Raw genomic sequence first — 23,548 nt, 5'->3', positions numbered from 1 at the left:
CTCCAGCTTTTTTTCTTGCTGTTAGTTAATTTGTTTTTCAAGCGTCAGCTAGAAATAATATTTCTTAATACTTTTTAATTATTTGCCTATGGCAAGATTGAGCTATGCTCAAAATCGAGCATAGCGAGTTGAAATGCGTTAGCATTATTGAAGGCAAGCGTTAGCGCAGCCTTTTTAATCTGCACTTCGCAGAAAGGGCGAAGCATGCGGAGCGATTAGGCAGCATCCTTCCCTTGAATGCTTTTTAAAAATGCAAATCGTTCCTTTAACAAGAAATATGTTTCCTTATACTTTCCTAAGATGCGAACCCCCACGTTCCCCCACAGGACTTTAAAGACAGAATCAAGCTCTTCATATGAAAGAAGATGAACTTCTACTGCACCTCCAGAATTAATTAACTTAATCAACTCTAGTGATTTCTGATCATCACTACTCCCCTCCATTTTAATGAGCTTTTTATTGGAGATCAATGACCTTAGCTGGAAGTAAACTGCCGGCCTATTAATTCTCTCCCCCTTCTTCTGCGTTAGATACATCACTTGATTAAGCAGCTTAAGATCAGAGTTCAAAATAGACTTAATCGACAGTTCTCCTGAGTTAAGTCCCTTGATAACCTCCCTTGCTTCCCTAAAGTTATCATCGAAATCATTTCTCCTTTCGACAGACTTTCTTTGTAATCTTTGAATTCTAAGACTCTCCTTCTCTTCCGCTTGCTCAAGCTTGATCTCATCAAGCCTAGTGTGCGTCAGTTGCCAGTGCAAAAGTGCAGCCTTATCCACGGATACATCCATCCCATACTTGATACTTTCATTCACAATAGACTCTACTCTTGAGAATATGGAATCATCTGAGTAATTCACCTCTCCCTCATCCGGGATCGACAACATGATATTAGGATATGACTCATCTAACTCAACTAATTCTTTCCTCTCTCCCTTTTTGTAAAGCTTTGAGCCGACAAGCTTTTCTAAGCTTGGCCCATAACATACAAGTCTAACGAGGTCCGTGACTTCAATGCCTAATGATTCGACATGAGATAACAGGTTCTCAGGCGCGTACAGCTTCTCAGTATCAACAACTAGCTTTTGACCAAATGATTTCCATATAGGTACAGCGTTACCATTAGAATCAAAGTTCATTCCTGCACTAAATTGAATATAGATAGTAATATAATCTCTAACAGGCTCTTCCTTAGGTACGTAAACAACAGTAGGGTTCTTAAAGTAGTCCTTTGCCTGCTTCTCAAGAGTTATAAGATCATCAATCTCAGCACTTCCTTCATTTAAAGAAATAGCTTCCCTTTCAATTCTCTTTTGAATCTCCTTCTCTGAACTTAATTCATAAATAAAATCTTCATTAATCTCATCATAATGCTCTTCACATTCAAAGATCTCACAAAGAATTTCATCCATTAATGTTTCATAAACGTCTTCTAAACTTACAAGTTTTAGATCTTTCATAATTTCTCCTAGAATTCGACCCCCACGGGCTCGAAACAAGCTACAATCAGACATTATTGCCTGATCTCTCTATCTAGGAGGTGTCTATATAAAGACCCTAGGGGCTGTTCTTCTCAAAGAAAAATTCTTTAGAACGAGTGGTTCTGCTATATTTTTGTTTTTAAAAGCAGAAATTTAGTCCTACGTAAGAATAATGCTAGATATAAACTCAGTTTCTAATTAAAGTATATTATGGATCAAGAAGACATATGCAAAAGAATCTACACTGAAGTTGACTATGAACTATCAAAGAAAACAAATTCAGAACTGATAAACGAGTTCAAGGATTACTTTTATAAAAATTCAAATCACTCCAGTGAACAGGCAGAACATGGAATAGAGTATGAGCCCGATATTTTATTTGAAAAATGGTACACAACAAACGCGAAACATAGTGCTTCTAGCTTTGGAAAGAAGCTTAATCCTTACAGAAGCCTTGCCAGTAATGATGAAGTTGATGATTTAAAACTACTCGTTGCAGATCCAAAAAGTAAAGCGAGGTACATTAACCCACATTTTTTATCTTTCATTTCGACGCTCTCTAGTGATGACAAATATACTACGATCAAGGCTTACCTCAAGAAAATGAACTTAACTGATATCGAGAATGTTCTTTCTTCTATATTGAACGATTCATCAATTCCCAGATACAGCTTCAGACTGTTTCAATGTATAATCGAATCATTAGATTTAAGTATAACTCCCAAAATTCAAAATCTTTCCGGTGATTATATTAAGCTACATCTAGAGCGCTTAAAAAATCAAAATGCCTTCGGGAAAGACTATTTAGACAACATCCTTTCTTTTGAATCTCAGAGAATTCGTTATTTTGATATCGAGGATTTAATAACGAGATCATACTGCAAAACACTGACAGCCTCAGAAAGTTCAAAAAGAATAGAATCCTTAAAAAGGGACGGTCAAAAATGTTACGCTTTATCAAAAAAGAATATTGTTGCAATGATTAATCAATCATTAAATTCACACTCTAAAATCAAGAAACATGATTATGAGTACAGAATTAATTCGCTCTACAAGCGGACAATTGCTAGGAATAAATGCTCCATAAAGCGTTACGACACTCATCTGTTTAATCTCATTTATAATATTTCAAAATACAAAGACATTACTGATGTTCTTAAATCCGAAGATTATATACTCCTAAAAAGAAATTTTAAGGAGTTAATCTCATCCTATGAATTGATCATTTATGTTTTCTTGCCAGACATACCACTTATAATAAATGAAAAAGGCAGTCTTCAAAATAAAGTAGACATCAACAAGGTAGTCGACAAAAAAACACTCCAGTTATTTAAAAAAATTGTAAGTCTCCCAAAAATTAACATTGTACAGGTTAACAACTACTTAAAAGAAAACTTCAGTCCTAAGTAGTCGCTACTGCGACTGCTCCGTAATCGATCATCAAATATTGCTCGTTGTATACGGGATCCTTTCCGACTAGAACCTTTTTATTAACAACCCTCAGCAAGGAGTTTTTCATGAAGGGTCAAATCTCATCTTGTAGCTATTATGCCTATAGTTACAAAGGAGCAATAAAAAGTGTCGTAAACATTTCGGTTAAATGTGAAGACCTATCTACACAAACATTTGAAGCTGAAATTACTGATTATTCAAACTACGGCAAGGAGTTACTAATTACAGCTGGCTTTGATAAGGAACCTACGGAGGAGAACCTCAAGTTATTAAATGGTCCTGCCCAAAATGTTCTTAATACTAAAGCAATGTTTCACGTTCGTTTTTACAACGGAAAACCTTCAAGGTTGATTCTTCTACATTAACCTAGAGTGGGCATAGTCCCACTCTCTTCACAGGAGTTACCCATAATGACAACAAGAGAACTAGTAAAAGTAAAAATTGTCAAAGACGAAGAATATCCTGCACACAAACTGGCAGACGAGTACATTGAAATACATGCTGGACACTTAATTTTCTACAATGGGTCGATGTATTACAGGCACAGTAACAAATACAGAAAGTTTGAGAATTTAAGTAAATTTAAGCTCAGTGTTCTTGTCTTCCTTAATAGTATTGGTTGCGTACACTACCTTCTAAATTCCAAGGTTGAGAATATTACAACAGCAATAAAAGCCAAGACAACTCTGAATGACGAAAGAAAACCTCCGTTTTTTCTTGAGAACGACAGAAAAGAATCATTTATCTCTCTAGAAAATGGCTTGCTTAATATCAATCATTTCCTTAAAACTAAAGAAGTCAAAATCCACAAACATACACCTAGCTACTTCTGTACGACCTGTTTTGAATATCCATACATAAAAGATGCAATTGCTCCAACATGGCAAAAAATCCTAGATGAATCTCTACCAGATAAAGATGTTCAGAGGTCACTTCAGCAACTAATCGGCAATGCCTTAAGGTATAGTAACAAGCATGAATCAATGGTTTTCTTTTTAGGAAAAGGTAGGAACGGAAAGTCATTAATTCTCTTTATTATAAGACTGCTTCTTGGTGAAGATAATATTTCCACACTCCCTCTAGAAGACTTTGGAAGAAGATTCAGCCTTTACAGAACCATTGGAAAACTTGCAAATATTATTGGTGAAGTTAGTGACTCAAGTAAACTTCCCGAAACATCGATCAAGTCGTACATCTCTGGAGAGCCTTTTCAAGCCGATATTAAGTTCCAAGACCCAGTTATTGTTTACCCTACCGCGAGAATCTTCGCTGCACTGAACACCTTCCCTGGAATTAGAGATACTTCAGATGGATTTTACAGACGAATTAGACTCTTTCCATTCAAGCACCAAGTTCCAGAGGAAGAAGTCCGTCCAGAGTTAATGACAGATGAGTTTTGGAATAAATCTGGTGAGCTTCCAGGTATTTTTAACTGGGCACTTGAAGGGCTTTACGATCTAGAAACCAATGGACTACTTAAAGCGAAGGGTTGCGAAGATGTACTCAGAGAAATTAGAACGTTGCAAAATCCTGTTATCGCATTCCTTGAAGAGTTCATAGTCCAAGATGAAGGTAGCTCCTCCCTAGCGAAGCATATACATGACAAATATTCAACATTTTGTGTCGACCACGGGTACATAGTGAAGGACACAAGCGCGCTGGGAAAGGCTATTCGAAATGTCTTCCCTTTGGCAAAACAAGGAGGGTTCGCCTCCTTAGGAGGAGGAAAGCGTTCCAGAAAATGGATTAACATTAGACTGAAAAAACAAGATGAATTTATTTAAGTGCACAGGTGCACAGTTAATTAGAACAGATATTTTCTGTCCACAATTGCCCGTGCACCTGTGCTAGCTTCTTATGAAAGAACAAGAACCGGATCCACATTCACAGTATACCTGCTTGGGAGATGACATATCCTCAGATGATATACAAGAAGCCTCAATCAACACGATCCTATTCTTCGAAGTTCTTCGTAATGAGCTATCCATTAAAGAAGGTAAAAACTATGTATACAAAAGAATTAATAAACAATCTGAGTGAGTGTGATCTCTTTAATGAAAAAAAAGATCTCGTCTCTACTAAGTCTAAAAAAGCTGTAGCAATGGGTAGAGTTAGTACAAAGGAACAGAAAGACCAAGGTCAATCTGATGATGCTCAAATGGCAAGGATTAGAAATTATGCTTCATCTCACAAGCTATCAATAGTAAAGGAATGGGATGTCGCTGAAACAGCTTCCAAACATCATGCAAGAAAGAACTTTCACGAAATGACCAATGCTGTGAGAGACTCTCAAGAGTCTAAGCACCCCATAAAACATATCATCTTTTCTCATCAATCTAGATCCAACAGAAATAGAGAATCTGCGAGAGAAATAGAGATGCTAATTAAACTACATGATGTAACTCTTCACTGTGTAAGAGATAACCTAACTTTGCACGCAAACTCCCCATTTGATGATTGGCTTAGATGGGACATCTTTAATAACCTCAACGCTAAATTTATTGAAGACCACAAAAAGAATGTTTTTGACGGCACGAGGGGGCGACTCTCCATGGGATTATTTCCAGGAAAGGCTCCTTATGGATATAGAAATCAGAGATTAGCCGGCGGACTTAGTATTTTTAAAATACAGGAAGAAGAGGCTGAGTTCATTTCAACAGCATTTCAGCTTTTCTCTACTGGTAACTATTCAGGTCCTTCTCTCTGGAAGGAGCTGAAGACTATGTTTCCAATGACAGAATCCCCTTCTGGCCATAAGTCTCTCTATCGTCTTCTAAGAAAGAGATTTTACTATGGTGAATTTGAATACATGGGGAAAGTGTTGAAATCTCATCCTGAACATCAACCTCCCATTGTTTCATTTAATCTTTGGAAGTCAGTACAAGACAAGATTAATGGACATGAAAGACTGAAGACTTCTACCAAGAGCTTACATTACTTAGGAATGATTTCATGTGGAGGATTTATTCTAGATAATACCGGTAGAGAAACAGATGAAGTGTGTGGGTGCAAAGTCACAGCAGAACCCAAGAGAAAGCTACTCAAAGATGGAACTCGTAAAGAGTACTATTACTATCACTGCTCAAATACTACTCGTAAATGTAGTCAAAAAAACAAAGCATATATGAAAGAGGTTGCTGGGCGTAATGTGAACTACTCACAAACTCAAATAGAAGAGCTTTTTGAGGAGATATTCAAGCCTCTAGCATTTGAAATGGATCAAGTACTCTGGATGCAAGAAATCCTTCTTTCTCAGCATAAAGATAACTCAGAAGATCACTCAGTCAAACTGAGTGTCCTTCAAAGACGTCAAAAGATGCTTGAGAGTTATATCGATAAGTCTTATGAAGATAAGCTCAATGGTAGTATCCCAGAGGATATGTGGCGAAAGAAGCATGAGTTATGGATGGGTGAAAAGGATGAAATTCTATCAGAAATTGAATCAATAAACTCTCAAAAGGACGAATATATTGAAGAGGGCATCAATCTCATCGAACTAGCGCAACATACTGAAAACATTTATAAAAATGCCTCTCCTGAGGTAAAACGAAAGTTAGTTGAAATTGTCTCATCGAACCGAGTTCTAAAGGATGGAAGTATTGAATTTTATTACCAAAAACCCTTCAATTGGCTAGCTGAATCGAAGGGGCGTCACATGTGGTGGAGGTGGCGGGAATCGAACCCGCGTCCGAATTTCTTTCTATAGAGCGGACTACGTGCGTAGTCTACAGTTATCGTCAGTAGACAAGACTGTCTGAAATACGCGACCTCAGCAAACCCCAATTGTTTTTTTAGATGGTTTGCATGGCAGTTCCATCAAGCCCGTTTTTATTTGCCGACTTAACAAGGTTTCTTGCTTTTTGTTATCGGTGCAAGACCCTCATGCTTTATGGTTTTGCTTATTAAGCAGCCATTGGCATAGCGTAATCGTTAGATTCAGCAATTATGGTTTGGTCTCCTTTTTACCAGGACCATTTTGGACACCAGCCTGGGCACGCCCACAAAACTTCCAGAAACCCGTCGAAACCAGGGCACCCCCACAGAAATTATGCGAAGCTACAATTTATCATAAATAGAGATTCAAGTCTATTTTAAGATCTACAGTGCTTACTTTCTTGCAAAATGCTTCACTACGACCTGAATAGTAATAATCAGGAGAATATTGAAGATCATTAGGCTTGAGTAACCAAGAAACAGTCCGGCGGGAAATAGGACTATCATCACGATAACCTCGAGAGGGAATTCAAAAACTCTCTTCGTCATTTTTGAAAAAACTAGTCCTGCCACAAAGAATCCCACAAAGCTTGCAATGGCCTGATTTACAGGATTCCCTAGAAAGTATCCAATGGCCGCTCCATATAAACTCAAAAGTAATGATGTTATTAATATATGTTTATTCACTTTATAATCCCCTTCCTATAAATCTAATATTATTTCTAATTCTAACATTTATCATAGAAGCATGTTCTCTATAATCAAAACTATTTGTAAAAATTGAATCATTATTATCGTCATCATCATTAGGGTCATCACTATCTGGCTCATCATCCTTTGGAGTTTCGTCGCCAGGATTTTCATCCTCAGGAACATCATCACTTGGAGGCTCTACTGTTGTAGGAGGATCGTTTTCAGGCGGGTCATTTACCTCTGGAGTTGACCTAGGAGGAGTATCCCCCGGAGAATCATTTCCACATGAAGAAGCGCAACCAGCGATTCCCCCACCAATTCCACCAAAAACAATTCCAGGAAGCCCTCCAGGTATTCCAGCAAATCCACCTCCAACAAATCCTCCAATACAACCTCTCATGCAAGAGTTTCCACTGGCAACTCTCTCTCCCATAATTGGACCTCGCCCAGAAGGGTCAGCAAATATATCAATGTCGGAGTCATCATCTCCTTCGAATTCTCTTGGCCCCCTAATATTTACGTTTAGAGAAGTAACTTCCTGTGTTCCAAAAATATTAATTTCATCCTCAAGTAAATCTGAATTTACAGAATTAGTAAGTCCAAAACTATGAGAAAACTCACCTATTGGATTCAAATCACTAAAGTCCACAGTATCAACTAAGCTCAATTTTTCTTGTAACTCATCTTCTTCATCAAATTCCTTTGAAATACTTAAATGAGTCTCTAAAAGGTTACTTATTCTTGGATTTAAAGTTGAAATAATCGGCCCCATATTTCCCACAAGATCTCTTCGCCCATTCACAATATACGAATCGATCAAATTTAAAGAAGGAGTTAGTAGTCCGTCATGTACTCCAAATTTTTTAACGCTAGACTTTATTTCTCGGTAAGCATCTCTAAAGGAAATCTCTCCTTTAGAAGTATGATTAATCACTAAAGCTATCTGTTTTATACTTTTAGAAATTAATTCTTTTTCAATCTTAGCATCTAACGTAAATGATTTTAGCTCTCCTATTTCTTTTTTCAAATTAGTTCTAGAAGAGCTAAATTCAATAAAGTCGTCGAGAGAAGTTGTACTAAAATCAGCCGATACGCCACTTGTTAATAAGAGAGTAAAAAGTAAGATTCTTAATTTCATATTATTTCCTTTTTCTAATTGATCACTTACCTAAAGCAATAGAGATGCCAAAACTTTCATTCTAAATTTCAAGGACTTAGAATTATTTGCTCTGCAATCAGAACACTAAAAACTAGAAATACACTGCGATGTCATGATTCTTTAAATAGGTTATAATTTAATAAATAAGGATGGATTTATGATTTTAACAGCTAAGATTTTCACAGGAGCAGTGGCTCTACTTCACCTCTACTTTCTCTACCTCGAAATGTTTCAGTGGGATAAACCACTTGGACTAAAAGTCTTTGGTAATAATTTAGAAAAGGCCAAGACCACTAAAATTTTGGCGGCCAATCAAGGTCTTTATAATGGCTTTCTAAGTGCGGGTCTCTTCTACGGTCTCTATAAAGGTGGCAACCTAGGCTTTGAGTTTCAAGTCTTCTTTCTTCTTTGTGTGATTATTGCTGGTTCCTATGGAGCGCTCACAGTTTCTAAGAAGATCTTCTTTGTTCAGGCCGCTCCGGCCATCGTCGCCCTCTATCTCACTTGGAACTACAAAGACACGATTTCGGGCCACCTTCACAATATTTTCAACTAAAAAACTGAATTACTCATTTTCAGTCGGTTACTCTCTAAAGAATGGCCGACAATATACCGATGAGCTCTTCGTGAGAGCGTTACTATTTTCGATATTTTGCCTACTTTTGTTGGATGTTCACGCCGCTGAACCCTGCAATCCCTCTGAAATTTTAGGGGAGCTAAGTGGTATGAACTTCGTAGGGAAAGAAGCTATTCCCGTAACCAAGTGGTCCAAGTTACCAAAATCTCTTTCCATTCATGACGGAGAATTTGGTCGCCTAAAATTTAAGGACGGTGATCTTATGAAGTTCACCTATACTGGAAAAGATCATAAGGGCGCGAACTACTCCAAGACCTTAGAAGCGAAGATCGGCAGCGATCACATCGCAGACATAAAATTAATGAAATGGTTTGATGAGGCCCACTCATACAACGGTGGAAAAATTCAAATCAGTTTATATAAGAATAAAAAGAAAATTTGTACCTACAACATGGAAATTACCGGTGGCGACTAAACTCTTAATTACATTTTTCATTCTCATAAACTCGTCCATGGCGATACACTACGAATGCCAAGAGGACCTTGTCGACTATCCACCTTTCTACGTCAGTGATGAGTATAGACAAGGTGATAAAATGTATGAAAATTTTCGAAACCTTGAAAATGCCAATATAAAAGATAAGTATATTCCAAGAGGATCAATCGTCTTCATCGACCCAGAAGTCTACGAACAATTTGAAGGCTCAGAAAACGGAAGAGTACCTGTAAAAGTTCTAAGCGTTCCATCTGATAAATCAGAAAATGCCCTTAAGAATAATACCAAAGGACGCTCATACGATAATATTAAAAGTGTTGCCCTTGGAACAGGAAGACAAACTCGTGTTAAAAAAAATGATAAAGGCTGGATGAGTATTGTCAGCTTGCGCTCTACTGATAAGTATACATTCGCTGTTGAAAAAGACTCCCCTCTCTACGATACTCCAGGTATTGATTCAAAGAGAAATTACTATATTAAATTAAAGATGGAAGGCGATAAGTTTAAAGTGAATAACTGCTGTATCCCCGACGAAGAGCTTCCAGGCGGAGGGGGCGAAAGCTGTTTCTCTAAGTACGAGATGACTGTAATTGATGACGATAGTAATGAACTCACATCAAATTATGTAAACTTTAGAGAGTGTAACTTCTTTGAAGGTGCCCTTCCTATAAAAGATGATCAATTAAATGCTTTTAGAAGTATTCTTACAAACTTCAATGAAGATAACCCAAACTTTAAAATAGCGGACCTTGAAATGATTCCCTCTCATCAAGAATGGCGTGGTAGTACTCCAATAGAGAGAAGGAAAGAACTTGTAAAAGTTCCAATCGACAGTAATGGCGCGGGACCTTTTGGAAGTATTCACTATAGAGGTGATGATAAGGCCAACTCAGATGCTTACTTAAAACCTAACGCTCTCTGTGCTTTCACACAAGTTCTAAAGAAGTGGCAAAAAGAATGTTCTAAACCAGGCTGTAAGGCCATGTTCGGAGACCTCTATCATCCAAAATCTTGGAGAAGTCATAGCACACACGGCTCGGGAGAATGTATTGACCTTAGACCATTTAGAGCAAATGACGATGATACGACCAATGGTCTCAAGCACGGTTGGAAGAGATATTCTAGAGATAAGTCAGAGAGATTTATTAAGCTATTAGAAAAAGCAGGTGGCTCACCTATTTACTTCAATGATCCCGTCATAAAAAGAAATACGAAAGCAACTCATATGGGTGGTCATGATAATCATATCCATGTATGCTTCGATGAAAATGCTGATGCGACAATGAAAACATGTAAAGACGGACTCTAAGTGACACAAAGTAAAATTCAATTCCTTCCTTATACTCCAATGTATAAGGATTTCTTCCTAAAAGAATGTAAGGTTCTAGAAAAAGTTCTAAGAAGTAATTGCATTGATATTCATCATATTGGTTCGACCTCTATTGCGAAGATCTCTGCAGTGCCGACTCTTGACGTTCTCTGTATCGCTCACACACTAGATGGTATTAGCTACTTTGAAGATGAATTCCTAAAGCTTGGTCTAAGCCCTCTAAAAGAAGAAGCAGGCTTAGAGCGACTCATCTTTGAGAGAAGAACTAAAGATGATGATGTTATTCTTAGTCGAGTCTATATCTACGAGAAAGGTGATCCAAGAATTGATGATTGTCTGGACTTTAGAGACTACCTTAAGAAGAATGAAGATGCGGCCAAGAGGTTTGAGGCGAGTAAGCTTGAATTCTCTGCTGATGCTAAATCTTACCAAGAAAAGAAATCTTCACTCATTGAAATTATCTTAGAAGGCCTGTAATTAGAGTCCTTCTCTAAAAAATAGAATCTAGATTCTCTGAGACTTCATATTTATAAAGAAATGGAAATTGTCCAAAATCATAATGGTTTGGATTTACTCTATATTCTTTACTCTTATCAAAACAAGATGCGTGTAAGAGATCCTCAGCGAACTCTCCATACTTATACTTTTCTTGAAAACAACTTCTAGAAATCCTTGGGCACACAAGTCCATCGCTTTCCTTTAGCTCTCTATATCCAATATTTGAAGCCTCCGCATGAACAACTTCTTCTTTGATTTTTTCAGAATCATAGTAATTACAGTTTAGACTCTCATCCCAACTATCATCTAAGAACATTCTAATTCCAAATGACTTATTTAATTTCCACTTAGAGTCTTCACACTTAAGAAACGGCTCTCTGCTATAGCCTTTCTTATCTTCTCTTAAAAAAGCAGGGTCTTTAGAAAAGAGAAAGAGCATATTCCAAAAGCGCATTCCATTGAAATTTGCCACTAGGTCAGCATTTGAGAAAACCCCAGTCGTCGTAAGACCAAAGTAAGACCTCTCCGTAAACTTTCCCCATCTAATAGCAGAGGCAACACTTCCGCCTTTCTTAATATAAGCGCGTCTAAAGAATCCAAATCCTTCCACAAAGAAATGACCGATCTTATCGACTCCCACTCTTTTTCCACTAAGGTTCATTAAACCTAGCAGTCCTTTTAAATTGAGAGAGACTCCTTCAAGCCAATTTATTCCCGCGTAAACAGAGTAATCAAAGCCTGTTCTTCTAATCATTTCAGCAGGCAGAGATTCATCGAGATCCACTGCGATTGAATGTCCAATAAAAGGACTCGCCATTTGAGATTTAACGATGTCATAGACTTCTTCTGCAGATTCAGTATCAACTGGACAAGCGACTTCTTGCTCATTCAACTCTGACACAGCACTGATCAACCACCCGTTTACTTTCTTATCTAAGAATTTTGAACTACTTTGAATATGTGAAGCATTTCGATAAGAATCAATCTCGGCTCCAAAGCTAGGCGCTCCAAGAGTAATTGATAATAAAGATGTCAAAGCTAGAAATTTTCTCATTCCTAACAATAGAATAGAAACTCATTTCCAAGGGGTAGACTGAATTAATTACTCTAGCTGTCACATCTTTAGACAGGAGAAAAAGGCTTAAAATTCAAACAGTTAAAGCAATTAACTAATATCTGTTTTCTTTAATTGTGAGTGCTCATTCTGAGTCAGTCCGCATTGCCAATAACTACTAGTGTATTTATCTATAAAAGATATTTGAGGGTGATCTTTTAAGTAAGTTCTCACCTCATTGATGGCCAGCCTCTCTCCTGCACACCAGAGAGACTTAGACTTTTCAGAGCTTAAAGCCATTTCTTTAAAACCATTTAAAAGTTCAAGTGCTGTGAAGTTTCCTTCGATAAATTTAAAATTAAAATTCTCTCTATGAGTGAGATGTTCAAAGTACTCAAAGTCTTCACTACTCTTGGCCTCTAGAATAACCTCTACAGGACTTTTAATATCATTTTCAATCATAAGCTCAAGTTGAACCTTAATCGCCGGAAATGCCGTCATATCCCCTATGAAAATGAATTCCTCTAAAGACTGCTCGACGTCCCTTCTTGGTCCTGGACCGTAGAAAGAAATCTCTCCTCCAACTTTTGCCTCTCTTGCAAACTTCGCCCCAGGGCCAAGCCCTCCATGATGAACAAAGTCCAAGGACATGGTTTTCTTCTCAGTATCTACAGTTGAAACAGAAATACTTCTTAGAACTTCCTCGCCTTCTTCATTTAAAACGCTAAGTTTAATATAGCCACCACGGTCTTTTAAGTCGATGTGTTCAAATTTTGAAATGTCGACTAGGATTCGTCTAAGATTGGGAGTGATAAGACTTGTTTCTAATATTGTACTTCTATTAATGACTCTTTTCTTCTTTTCCATAAGATTCTACTAGCTCGATTAATTCTTGATTCTTAGTTTCTCTAGCAAGATTAATAGCAGTTTCTCCCTTTGGCCCGACTAAACTTAAATCTATTCCCATTTCTAGCATAAATCTAACGTCGTCTAATTTTTCACCTTTAATGAAATAAGTGAACTGGAGAAAGTAATCGTTTGGATTCCATGCAACGCCAAGGCCTCTAAGCAGTTTAATCATATGAAAATTCTTTGCCCACCAAGCAACTTCTGCGAGATTATTTCCATAAACATCTCTAACAGAGAGATCTGGTTTAAAACGCAGTAGCTCTGACACAAGCTCTTCTCTCCCCTCATAAACAGCGGCGAGTAGGAATGTATCTCCCCTCTTATCTCTAAAGTTTATAGCGATAATATCCTCATCAGAAAGATCCGATAGAATCTTCTTTGACTCTTCAAAGTTACTCATTTTAAATTCGCTAAAGGCCATTATAAATGCGGCCATAGGATCCCCCATATGGAGTTCTAGGTCGAGTTTTGCAAGCTCTATATCACCTTTTTTAAATCGCCCTATTCCTCTGTATACTTCAGCCAGATCTGTCTCACCAAAAAAGTCTAGTCTCTCAAAATATTTTTCATTATTTGGATCTAGAGTTAGCAATCTCTTTAAAGTGAGAACTTCTGCATCAACATTTCCCATCCTTGAATAAGTCTCTCTTAGAAGATCAATTGTTTTAAAATCATCAATTTTAAAGTTATTTGCCACTGATAGATTTGCAATGGCCTTATCAAACATTTCAAACTTTAAGTAAAACTCTCCTAAGAGTGTGTAGAGCTTGAAGTACTTTGGAAAAACTATTTTTGCTTTCTTTAAAAGAGCAATTGATTCAAGTGAGTTTTCCTCTAGAGCAAGATCGATAAGTTTCTCCGCCTTAACCCAATTCATTGCAACTGAAACTTTTCCGTAAATAGTTTTATCACCACAGAAGGCATTAGCATCATCAGGAGTTCTAGATGTAACTCCAAAGAACTCGTACTCACCACGTTTATTCTTTGTAAAGACAGGTCCTCCAGAGTCTCCGGAGCAAGTGTCTTTTCCATTACCACCGGCAGTGAATTCAACATCTAAGTCTTCTCGAACTTTCGTTCTTACTTCGAATTTAATTCCGTTACTTCCATCTTCAATTTTCCCAAAACCAACGAGTTCGACTTCTTCCCCTTCGAGAATATCCTTAGCAGAGCTAAGAGCTGTGATGTCTGCTGCATCAACCCCGGCGCTCTTCTCTAAATCAATGAGAGCAAAATCAAAGGCCGAATCCTTTCCTGTATAGTTAGGGTGAAGTCGAATATTCTTTATTTTAGTGTAGGTTCTCTTCTTTGAATCAATGTCTTCTCTCGTTATGGCAGCACTTCTCATATAGTACTCTTTCACTCTTGAAAAGCAGTGAGCTGCACTTAGAACAGTTTTCTCATCAATTAGAGTTCCTGTGCAGAAACTATTTCCGATTTCACCTTTGAAATTTAATTTTGAAATTGAGACGACACTCTTCCATTTATTTTCAACAACTCTTTGCCCACCATAAATCTTAGAAGAAATCTTCTTTTCTTTTACAGCATCCAACTGCTCTTTCTTGCCACTACAAGAGGCCAAGAGAGTTGAGAATGTGAGAAATAGAATTATGCGCACAAGGGCTCCAAATGGGTTTGAGGCACTATAACAGTTTCAGAAAAAACTTCACTAAAGGCTGTATTTTTTGCACAAATCCTTCATTGGGAAATATGTGATTTAAAGGGGTTAGACTCCATCCTCTTGTGGAAACTTTCTAAAGAGCTTCACAAGAAAGGCAGAACCAATCAATCCACCAAGGATATTGGCCACAAAGCCGGCCCAATAAATTCCTTCGTAGGAGTACATATTACTAAGAACTATCGCCAAAGGAATATGAATAACGAGGATTCTGAGAATATTTATCAAAAGAGAGACCTTCGACTTTCCAATAGAGTTATGAGTGGCCACAGAGTTTTGCATAAGAGCAAGGCCGATTATAGAGAAGATCATTATCTTTAAGTAAGTACTTGCGACTTCAATAACTTTTGGATTTTCATTAAAAATAGAAACAAGGTTTTCAGCAAAGAACATAAGGAGAACTCCGCAAATAAAAATCCAAATAGAAGAATATTTATTGGCCATAGAAAGAGCTGTTCTTATTCTACTATACTTCTTTGCTCCATAGTTTTGTCCAACAAAAGGAGAAAGAGAAGCAGCAATTCCAATTAAGACAATGGCAAAGAGAGATTCTATTCTTGTTCCCACTCCAAAGCCCGCAACAACAATTTCTCCGTGTGAGGCCACTAATTTTGTAAGAACAAACATCGCAATTGGATTAACTAAATTATTTAAAAAAGCGGGAAAGGCTACCTGTGTAATCTTTCTCCAATTATCAAGTAAGCGTCTCATTGGAATAAAAGGACTGGTGAGAACATTATACTTCTTTCTTAGTACATATGTCGCTGCGATCAAAGTGAAGAAGCGAGAAATTGCGGTAGCAACAGCAGCGCCTTTTAATCCCATCTCAGGAAAGGGACCTATTCCAAAAATAAGAAGTGGATCAAAGATAAAGTTAGCCACTCCTGCAACACACATAATCATTGCAGGAAATTTTGTATTTCCCATTGCACGGATAACGCTATTTCCAGTCATAGGAACAACAATCAAAGGAATAGAAAGATACCACACATCCATATACTCAGCGATAAGTGGAATTAAATCTTCAGGTGCTCCCATAAAGAGAAACAAAGGTTTAATGGTGAGCTTACCTAGAATCATTAAAATGATTCCAAGAATAACAACCATAGAGATACTATCTGTAGCATATCTCGACACTTCATCTGATCGCCCAGAACCCAAGGCCATAGAAACAAATGAAGTCGCAGCAATTCCAACACCAAAGGCAACAGCTCCAACAATTAATGGAATAGGAAATGTGAACGCTGCTGCTGCAAGTTCTCTATGCCCAAGTTTCCCAATAAAGTAAGTATCTACGAGATTAAATATAATGATTGAAAATACACCAAAGATCATTGGCCCTGCGAGCGAGACCAATTGCTTCGGGATATCCCCTTGCGTCAACTGTGCTTTCATAAATTACTTATAGCACCCCTTTAGAAGTTTGCACAATCTTAACAAATGAATCACTTAGACATAACACTCCCTCTAAACTTCTTTCATATACTAGATTTAGCTTTTGATAAGGAGCCCCCTGCTTAAAAGTTGATGAAGATATTTTATTTAAAAGCGCTGTCATCAATGAATCCCTTGATGAGATGATCGGAGGAGAATTCCTTCCACACGCTCCAAGGGAAAACTAAGCTTCGTGCTTGAACTGAGTTTTGTACCGCCTTAACAACAACTCAATTCGCTTCGATGACAGCAAAGGAAAAAGAAAATGATGAAAGCAATATTAAATTATTTAGAGAATAACTTGGACGCCTTGAAGAAAATGATTCAGGAAGCTCAGGTTTCACTCTCGCCAGTACCTGTGAACACTCAGGCTTCAGAGCCCAGAGAGTTAAGTAAAGATTGATGAATTATATAAGAAATACTGATGCTTTTATAGCTAAGTAATTTATTACCGATCTGGAAGGAAGGTCTCTCTCCCCTTCCTTTCAGATTTTGGTAAATTTAATAGTAAGAATACCCTTTTCTTTATCTTGATCCATTTTAAAATTTCCTTGATCTACATTTGTTGGCAAAAGTCTCATTTGATTAAATGATGATCTAAAAGAACTTGTTACACTTCCAGAATTATCTTCGCTCACAATAGTTCCATCAACAATAAGGTGACCATCTTCTACTTTTACATTAATTTCATTTTTTTCAGAACTTCCTACTTCAATATCAAAGTAGTAGAATTTATCATCTTCTCTTTCCGTAATTTCTCCTCCTGCCATACTTGCAGTTAGAGCTCCAAACCCTTTGGCCAATCCACCAAAGAAAGAACTATCTTCTTCCTCTTTCTCTACCTCTTGATCAAATTGCTTCTTTATAGAGTCAAACTTCTTATCAAACCCAGCAAATGGATTTGGAATATTAAATCCGTGATTTAACTTCTCAATTTCCTTTCTTAATTTAACCATCTCCGTACGCTCTTCTTTAATAGAGTTAGTAAGAACACTATAGGTTATAGAGTAAGCAAAGATTGCTCCAAGAATGAAGGATAATATATAGCCCATTTTATTTTTCATAAAAGACCTCCGGCGAAGAATTACTACTGATGTATTTTATAACTTTTACGAGCAAAAAAAAACCTTCTTTGCAGAAGGTTTTTAATTATTTAACAGGAATGAATTTCTTTGCTGAAACGCTATACTTCAAAAGCGTCAACTTCGTTGAGAGAACCGAAGCAATTTCATTTGGTCCATCATTTTCAAGTGCAAACGAAGAGAGTAATCTTATCGTTAACCCTTCTCCGTCCCACCCCTGCTCAGCAGTAAGTAAGAGATGACAGTCTATGGCCTGCTCGTCTGCACCTTCTGAAAAAATGAGATGGGCCACAGGCATTCCTCTAAGAAGCCCATTATCACCTTGCTCTATTGTCATCTTTGCAGGGTAATCATCACTAGACTCATTTAGATTATACCAATCAGACTTTATAACTTGAAGCTTTCCAGTTGAGCGAATTAGGAAGTGAATCTCTCCCACTTCATTAGTCTGGAGAATATAGCGTCCCTTTACTGCGCCAATTAAGTCGTCCTTTCCAATTGAAGCTGACGAATTAAAGCAAGCTAAAATGGCACAAAGAAGTATTAAGAACTTTATCTTCACGGTGATCTCCTATTTATTTTTAAGAAACTTATCCACGCCGCACCCAGCCGTCAATGGCAATAAATATCTGAAACTTATCTAATTTTTCAATATTGAATAAGTAACTACCTGTTTATTCGAACTTATATAATTACTACATAACCATTTCACAACTTGTGAAACATTTGTTAAACATCTTGTGAATTTTAATTTACGAAGAAGAATCCAAAAGTTAGTTTGATTTCAGATTTGAAACACAGTTCATAAGAACTAAACAACTAACTCATTAGGAGAACAAAATGAAAAAACTTTTTATCCTTGCAGCTACAATCATCATGACAGCATCTGCTTCAGCTCACACGCCAACAGCTTCTGACTCATGGGAAACAATTAAAGATCATTTCACAAAAGTAACTTTCAAAGCTCCAAGTGTTAAGCTTGATAACGGTCCTATGACTTCTGCGTTCTTCGTATGTAAAGATGGTGACGTTCTTAAAACTAAGAAAACTATCAGCAAGTGTGTTGCTTGGACACGTGGTGGTGGAGATAGAGATAGAGTTTGTACTAGAACTGTTGATTACTACGGTGTAGCAGCTATCGAAGGTACAAGAGAAAGATGTACAAAATGGGGATACGAAGGTTCTAGAAGAGACGGTAACAGAGTATGTGAAGCATACGAAACTTACAGCTACACTCTTCCACTTTCTCACGAAGTTGATGTACATAGAGTTACTAGATCAGGTGGATCTGATAGAGATGACAGAATCGGTAGAAAGCTTTTCACAAAGACACTTTCAATCGAAGATTGCCAATAAGATATAGTGTGTGATGAAGGTCCTTCCTAGAAGGGCCTTTTCTTATTTAAACAAAAGAGAATTATGAAAGAAACGGTAGAACAACCTAGAATTTCACTATTTGATTTCGATAATTATCGAGATTACCTCGTTAAGGTAGGAATGCCTGACGGTCTCTACTCGCATACTTCAAACAATCTTCAATCATGGGCACTTCGCCTTGGTTATAAATCTCCAAGTTCATTAACAATGGTTATTAAGGGGCAACGCTCTCCTAGTTTCGAAATGATTAATGCTCTTACGGAAGATTTAGAAATGAGCATTAAAGAGAAGCAATACCTAATGCTTCTCGTTCAATTAGAAAAAGCTAATAAGAAGAAGAAAGATACAAAAGAAATCTTAGAAAAGATTGCTGAACTCAACTCAGGTTCAACAGCGATTTCCCTTGGACTAAAAGAATTCTCAGCAATTAGTGAGTGGTACTTTCTAGCTATCAAGCAACTTATTTCAACTCCAAGCTTCATTGAAGATGAAGACTGGATTTTTAAGAAGCTAAGAAAGAAAGTTACTCCATCGCAAATTAAAAACGCTCTAAATATCATGATGGAGATGAAGACTATTGGTCGTGATGAAAATGGTAAACTGATTGTTTTAAAAGAAGGTTTATTAACAACTAATGACGTTCCAAGTTCTGCAATTAAGAGACATCACTTTGGCATGATTAATAGAGCTCTCGAGGCCATTGAAGAACAATCTGTTAAAGAAAGACAAGTAACTTCTGTAACAATGAAAGTTAAACCAGAAGATGTTGATGCTGCTAAGAAATATATTTTTGAATTTATAAAAGATTTCAATGAAAAATTCTCAACAACTGAAGCCGATGACCTCTATCAGTTGAATATGCAATTTTTCAGACACACACGTGAAGTTATAAAACACTAGGAAATTAAATGAAGAACACTGCGATTTTAATTTTATTACTTATTTCAAATATATCACTCTCTGCTGAACTTGTGAGACTTTCTCTACCTGAGAGAGAATTACTTAATGTTAAATTTGAAAGAGAAGCAGCTCAAATAATGGCAAGACTCGGCTCAGGAGACATCGTTGGAAATGGCGGCGGACTTCTTGAACAAAACTTTATGTCTGCATACTATAGTCTTCAAACTGCGATCCAAAACTGCTTAGATAATTATGAGTGTGGACTTTCATCTGAAGAAATACTTCTTTTAAAAGAAATTAACTCACTTTATATAGAAAAGGTTTCTCAAAATAGACCTATTGTTTTTCTATCAGAAAAGAATGCTGAGGGATTCTTCCTAACCGAAGACGACCAAACATCAAGAGTAGCAAAGACTGGTTTCACTAAAGATAGTACTATTTTTGTTAATCTAGATATAGCAGAGGCTATCGTTGACGATATTCCGGCCATGCTAGGAATAATTGTACATGAGCTGGGACATCAAGCAGGTATTGCAAACCATAGCCTACTCGATCAGCTTGGAGCAAAAGTTAGAAATCAATGGTCTTCAAATTGGAAGGTTCTTAGATTTATCATGAATAAGCACAACCTTGATGTTCGCCTATTTTCTAGTGAGTTTAACTATATCAATTCAAAAATTAGCTACTCTTTCAGAGGAAAAGCTAAGAGTTTGAATAATGATATCTACGAAGAGATTAAGTGCTTAGAAAATGAAATCGTCTACGGTTTTAATCTCTCTAATGGACATTGGAGAAGACCTATCCAAAACGATTGGAATTCAAAAATTGGAATTGATTACTGGATCGATATTTACTGCCAAGACACAGAAGGGAATATCAGAACAGAGCAAAGAGATTTAGATATCACTTTTAAATTCAACTCATTTAGAAGAAGAAATCCTTTCTTAAGATCTATTAAGATAGACATTAAGTAAATAACTCCACAGGCCTATCTCTTAGGCCTGTCTAACAAGTATTTGTTAAATAAATACTTATAAAGTAATATTCTTCTATGATAGATCTTAGAAGTGATACCGTTACAAAACCTACCCCCGAAATGCTTGCGGCCATGATGAGCGCTTCCGTTGGAGATGATGTCTTCAACGAGGACCCAAGTATAAATGGTCTGCAAGAAAAAGCTGCGACCTTATTTGGAATGGAAGCTGCCCTCTTTTGTCCGTCAGGAACGATGACTAACCAAATTGCAATATCAACTCATGTTGGTGCACTTGAAGAGATCATTGTTGAAAAAGAATCCCATATTTATCAATATGAAGGTGGTGGTATTTTTCATAATTCAAGGGCCAGCGTAAAATTAGTAGATGGAATCAATGGAAAGATGACTGCTAAGCAAGTTCTATCCTCCATTAATCCTGACGATATTCATAAGCCTATCACTCGTCTAGTTTCATTAGAAAATACGACAAATAGAGGTGGTGGAAATACTTATACTCACCAAGAACTTAAAGATATTAAACAAGTAGTTAAAGAGAATAATCTATTACTTCACCTAGATGGGGCTAGAGTTTTCAATGCGATAATTGAAGAGGATTACACTGCGAGTGATCTCGGAAATATTTTTGACTCCATTTCGATTTGTCTATCCAAAGGACTTGGGTGTCCAGTAGGCTCTCTTCTCCTTGGTAGTAAAGATTTTATAAATAAGGCCAAGAGAATAAGAAAAGTTTTCGGAGGTGGTATGAGGCAGGCAGGATTTCTTGCTCAAGCCGGAACCTACGCTCTAGACCACCATATAGAAAGACTTTCACTCGATCATACTCTTGCGAAGAATTTTGAATTAACACTTTCAAAGTTCGATTTTATAGAGAGAGTTGTTCCAGTAAGAACGAATATTGTGATCTTTCATTTAAAAGAAACTATAAGTCCTAAAGAATTTTTAGAATTTCTAAAATCACATGGAATTCTTGCTGTCCACTTTGGTGAGCAGGCCATAAGATTTGTGACTCACCTAGATTTACAAGAGGATTGTTTAGCTAGGATAGAAGAGGTTTTAAACCAATTTAGCTAGCGTGGTAATTTGGATAAATTTCTTGAATAGTCTCTTTTAAAAGCGGGAAATTTACTGGTTTTGTGAAGTACTTTTCGCTTCCTAAACTAACTGCTTTTTCCAGGTATTCATCGTTATCATAAGCTGAAATCATGAAGACTTTAACACTTTCCATCGTCTGCTTAATTCGTGTGAGAACTTCAAAACCATCCATTTCTGGCATGTTTATATCGCATAATACAATATGAGTATTTTCACCTTCTTTACTATTTAAAAAATCAATACACTCCTGTCCTGAACGCACACAGTGTAAGCTCACTAGATCTTTCTTCTGCTCTTTTTTAAAAAAGACTTTATAAAGAGCTGCAATATCGTCTTCATCATCAACAGCTAAAATATTAATCATAGATTTATCCTCTGAATTTCTTCCTATTATAACTCTATTTTTTTTCTCACCAAACTCTTTAATGTTAGACTAAAGAATTTCTTTAACAAAAAGCCTAAACATCTTTAAATGACTACTTTTTCTAAGTCTTTAGACCGGCAAGATTCGCAGTGCCACCTCCTTTTACTTTCCACTATTTATGCCTAGAAGATTTTCTCTCTATGAAGAGATGACTTCTACTAATAACGAGGCAAATCCTAGAGGCACCTTTAGCACAGAGGTTTCACCGCCCTACTTACTCACTTTAATTTTATTAATCACGATAACAAACGAACAAGACTGACAAGAACAATCAGGTAAAGAGTTTTTTCACATTTACTGTACCTAATAAGAGTTTTTTTCGTTATAATATCTCAATAACTTATAAGATTAAGAATCTTTTTTAACATATTTAAGGAGCACAAATGAAATTTACTTTCAAGCCAATGACTTTACTTGCTGTATTAACTCTTTCTCTTTCACTAGCGAGCTGTAGCTCTACTAAGAAGAAAGAAGTTAATGACAATCAAACTATGGAATCTGTGGGAACAGATGCTTCTGCAATTGAGCTAAATGCTGACTCTGATTCAGGAAAAGCTGGACCAATCAAGACTGTATTCTTTGGTTTTAACTCATCAGTACTTTCAACAAGTGCTCGTGACACACTTAACTCAAACGCAGATTTTCTAAAAGCTAACCCTTCAGTAGAAATCCAAGTAGAAGGTCACTGTGATGAAAGAGGCGGAGTTCAATACAACCTTGCTCTTGGAGAAAGAAGAGCTGTAGCTGTAAAAGAGCACCTTGTAGCAATGGGAGTTAACTCTTCAAGAATTTCGACAATTTCTTTTGGTAAAGAAAGACCAGTTGCTTTTGGACATGACGAAAGTGCATGGGGATCAAATAGAAGAGGTAATTTTATTATTACTGCTAAATAATGATCAAAAAAGTACTCATAAGCCTAATATTTATTCAACTTTGGGGATGTGGTTTAGCGACCACACGCCCAAAGCTTGAAATGAGTCTGGCGCAGGTGGCCTTCCTCGCTGCCAAAGAATCTAAAGCGCAAACACTCTCCCCAGGAATCTTCAGAAAAGCTGAATTTTACTATCTAAAAGCAAAGTCAGCATATAAGAGAAAGTATTTCAATAAAGCCAAACAATACGCTATCCTATCTAAGAAGTTTTCTGAAAGAGCAGAGTTTATCGCCATTAGAAAACAGACACTCGAAAATTTATAATTAGTT

General features: G+C 36.9%; 25 protein-coding genes and 1 other RNA gene. 15 read left to right on the top strand and 11 right to left on the bottom strand.

Annotated features, from left to right (window positions below):
• Positions 1-215 precede the first annotated feature (215 nt).
• A complete protein-coding gene (locus tag CES88_RS12285; RefSeq protein WP_290734764.1) occupies positions 216-1,460 on the bottom strand; it encodes a hypothetical protein in 1,245 nt (414 codons plus the stop codon).
• Positions 1,461-1,691: 231 nt separating this feature from the next.
• Between CES88_RS12285 and CES88_RS12280 the strand changes: the two genes are divergently transcribed.
• The 4 genes from CES88_RS12280 (at position 1,692) to CES88_RS12265 (ending at position 6,639) form a co-directional block, all read left to right on the top strand.
• The gene (locus tag CES88_RS12280) at positions 1,692-2,891 is read left to right on the top strand and encodes a hypothetical protein (RefSeq protein WP_290734762.1); all 1,200 of its coding nucleotides are present in this window, start codon (positions 1,692-1,694) and stop codon (positions 2,889-2,891) included.
• A 107-nt stretch (positions 2,892-2,998) separates the two neighbouring features.
• Positions 2,999-3,298: a hypothetical protein gene (locus CES88_RS12275; RefSeq protein ID WP_290734760.1), complete on the top strand. Its 300-nt coding sequence runs from the start codon at positions 2,999-3,001 to the stop codon at positions 3,296-3,298.
• 45 nt (positions 3,299-3,343) lie between these two features.
• Positions 3,344-4,717 (top strand): DNA primase family protein, encoded by a 1,374-nt coding sequence (locus CES88_RS12270; RefSeq protein ID WP_290734757.1) that lies wholly within the window; start codon positions 3,344-3,346, stop codon positions 4,715-4,717.
• A gap of 221 nt (positions 4,718-4,938) precedes the next feature.
• Complete coding sequence (locus tag CES88_RS12265) at positions 4,939-6,639, top strand: recombinase family protein (RefSeq protein WP_290734755.1); 1,701 nt, start codon at positions 4,939-4,941, stop codon at positions 6,637-6,639.
• On the opposite strand, the gene ssrA is transcribed toward CES88_RS12265, so the two are convergent.
• The 3 genes from ssrA to CES88_RS12250 form a co-directional block, all read right to left on the bottom strand.
• Positions 6,592-6,972: a transfer-messenger RNA gene (ssrA, locus tag CES88_RS12260) on the bottom strand. The two genes, CES88_RS12265 and ssrA, sit on opposite strands and share 48 nt — an antisense overlap.
• 68 nt (positions 6,973-7,040) lie before the next feature.
• Positions 7,041-7,334: a hypothetical protein gene (locus CES88_RS12255; protein ID WP_290734753.1), complete on the bottom strand. Its 294-nt coding sequence runs from the start codon at positions 7,332-7,334 to the stop codon at positions 7,041-7,043.
• 1 nt (position 7,335) lies between these two features.
• A complete protein-coding gene (locus CES88_RS12250) occupies positions 7,336-8,478 on the bottom strand; it encodes a hypothetical protein (RefSeq protein WP_290734751.1) in 1,143 nt (380 codons plus the stop codon).
• Positions 8,479-8,656: 178 nt separating this feature from the next.
• On the opposite strand from CES88_RS12250, the gene CES88_RS12245 reads away from it, so the two are divergent.
• The 4 genes from CES88_RS12245 (at position 8,657) to CES88_RS12230 (ending at position 11,379) form a co-directional block, all read left to right on the top strand.
• Complete coding sequence (locus tag CES88_RS12245) at positions 8,657-9,055, top strand: DUF1304 domain-containing protein (RefSeq protein ID WP_290734749.1); 399 nt, start codon at positions 8,657-8,659, stop codon at positions 9,053-9,055.
• Positions 9,056-9,125: 70 nt separating this feature from the next.
• On the top strand, positions 9,126-9,551 hold the full coding sequence (locus tag CES88_RS12240; protein ID WP_290734747.1) for a hypothetical protein: 426 nt from the start codon (positions 9,126-9,128) through the stop codon (positions 9,549-9,551).
• A 37-nt stretch (positions 9,552-9,588) separates the two neighbouring features.
• On the top strand, positions 9,589-10,881 hold the full coding sequence (locus CES88_RS12235; RefSeq protein ID WP_290734745.1) for a hypothetical protein: 1,293 nt from the start codon (positions 9,589-9,591) through the stop codon (positions 10,879-10,881).
• Positions 10,882-11,379, top strand: coding sequence for a GrpB family protein (locus CES88_RS12230; protein WP_290734743.1), 498 nt, complete (start codon positions 10,882-10,884; stop codon positions 11,377-11,379).
• A 13-nt stretch (positions 11,380-11,392) separates the two neighbouring features.
• On the opposite strand, the gene CES88_RS12225 is transcribed toward CES88_RS12230, so the two are convergent.
• From CES88_RS12225 to CES88_RS12210, 4 genes are all read right to left on the bottom strand, one after another.
• The gene (locus CES88_RS12225; RefSeq protein WP_290734742.1) at positions 11,393-12,454 is read right to left on the bottom strand and encodes a hypothetical protein; all 1,062 of its coding nucleotides are present in this window, start codon (positions 12,452-12,454) and stop codon (positions 11,393-11,395) included.
• 111 nt (positions 12,455-12,565) lie between these two features.
• A complete protein-coding gene (locus CES88_RS12220; protein ID WP_290734740.1) occupies positions 12,566-13,321 on the bottom strand; it encodes a siderophore-interacting protein in 756 nt (251 codons plus the stop codon).
• Positions 13,296-14,981, bottom strand: a complete 1,686-nt coding sequence (locus CES88_RS12215) for a trypsin-like serine protease (protein WP_290734738.1) — start codon at positions 14,979-14,981, stop codon at positions 13,296-13,298. Before CES88_RS12215 ends, CES88_RS12220 begins: the two co-directional genes overlap by 26 nt.
• A 108-nt stretch (positions 14,982-15,089) precedes the next feature.
• A complete protein-coding gene (locus CES88_RS12210; protein ID WP_290734736.1) occupies positions 15,090-16,436 on the bottom strand; it encodes an MATE family efflux transporter in 1,347 nt (448 codons plus the stop codon).
• Between the two features lie 304 nt (positions 16,437-16,740).
• Between CES88_RS12210 and CES88_RS12205 the strand changes: the two genes are divergently transcribed.
• Positions 16,741-16,878 carry a hypothetical protein gene (locus tag CES88_RS12205; protein ID WP_290734734.1) on the top strand — a complete coding sequence of 46 codons (138 nt, stop codon included), beginning with the start codon at positions 16,741-16,743 and terminating at the stop codon, positions 16,876-16,878.
• An 82-nt stretch (positions 16,879-16,960) separates the two neighbouring features.
• On the opposite strand, the gene CES88_RS12200 is transcribed toward CES88_RS12205, so the two are convergent.
• Complete coding sequence (locus tag CES88_RS12200) at positions 16,961-17,539, bottom strand: Hsp20/alpha crystallin family protein (RefSeq protein WP_290734732.1); 579 nt, start codon at positions 17,537-17,539, stop codon at positions 16,961-16,963.
• A gap of 85 nt (positions 17,540-17,624) precedes the next feature.
• A complete protein-coding gene (locus tag CES88_RS12195; RefSeq protein WP_290734730.1) occupies positions 17,625-18,119 on the bottom strand; it encodes a hypothetical protein in 495 nt (164 codons plus the stop codon).
• A gap of 278 nt (positions 18,120-18,397) precedes the next feature.
• Here CES88_RS12195 and CES88_RS12190 point away from each other — a divergent pair, with 278 nt between their 5' ends.
• The 4 genes from CES88_RS12190 (at position 18,398) to CES88_RS12175 (ending at position 21,902) form a co-directional block, all read left to right on the top strand.
• A complete protein-coding gene (locus CES88_RS12190; protein ID WP_290734728.1) occupies positions 18,398-18,913 on the top strand; it encodes a hypothetical protein in 516 nt (171 codons plus the stop codon).
• Positions 18,914-18,976: 63 nt separating this feature from the next.
• Positions 18,977-19,834: a DUF4423 domain-containing protein gene (locus CES88_RS12185; protein WP_290734725.1), complete on the top strand. Its 858-nt coding sequence runs from the start codon at positions 18,977-18,979 to the stop codon at positions 19,832-19,834.
• 8 nt (positions 19,835-19,842) lie between these two features.
• The gene (locus CES88_RS12180) at positions 19,843-20,808 is read left to right on the top strand and encodes a hypothetical protein (protein WP_290734723.1); all 966 of its coding nucleotides are present in this window, start codon (positions 19,843-19,845) and stop codon (positions 20,806-20,808) included.
• A 77-nt stretch (positions 20,809-20,885) separates the two neighbouring features.
• The gene (locus tag CES88_RS12175) at positions 20,886-21,902 is read left to right on the top strand and encodes a GntG family PLP-dependent aldolase (RefSeq protein ID WP_290734721.1); all 1,017 of its coding nucleotides are present in this window, start codon (positions 20,886-20,888) and stop codon (positions 21,900-21,902) included.
• On the opposite strand, the gene CES88_RS12170 is transcribed toward CES88_RS12175, so the two are convergent.
• Positions 21,895-22,287: a response regulator gene (locus CES88_RS12170; protein WP_290734719.1), complete on the bottom strand. Its 393-nt coding sequence runs from the start codon at positions 22,285-22,287 to the stop codon at positions 21,895-21,897. The two genes, CES88_RS12175 and CES88_RS12170, sit on opposite strands and share 8 nt — an antisense overlap.
• A gap of 443 nt (positions 22,288-22,730) precedes the next feature.
• Here CES88_RS12170 and pal point away from each other — a divergent pair, with 443 nt between their 5' ends.
• Positions 22,731-23,240: a peptidoglycan-associated lipoprotein Pal gene (pal, locus tag CES88_RS12165; RefSeq protein ID WP_290734716.1), complete on the top strand. Its 510-nt coding sequence runs from the start codon at positions 22,731-22,733 to the stop codon at positions 23,238-23,240.
• Complete coding sequence (locus tag CES88_RS12160) at positions 23,240-23,542, top strand: DUF4398 domain-containing protein (protein WP_290734714.1); 303 nt, start codon at positions 23,240-23,242, stop codon at positions 23,540-23,542. Before pal ends, CES88_RS12160 begins: the two co-directional genes overlap by 1 nt.
• Positions 23,543-23,548 lie beyond the last annotated feature (6 nt).

Origin of the sequence: Halobacteriovorax sp. JY17 (assembly GCF_002753895.1) — a bacterium.
GTDB lineage: Bacteria > Bdellovibrionota > Bacteriovoracia > Bacteriovoracales > Bacteriovoracaceae > Halobacteriovorax.
Note: the sequence above shows the minus strand (reverse complement) of the source record. Positions and strands in the feature narration are given on the sequence as shown.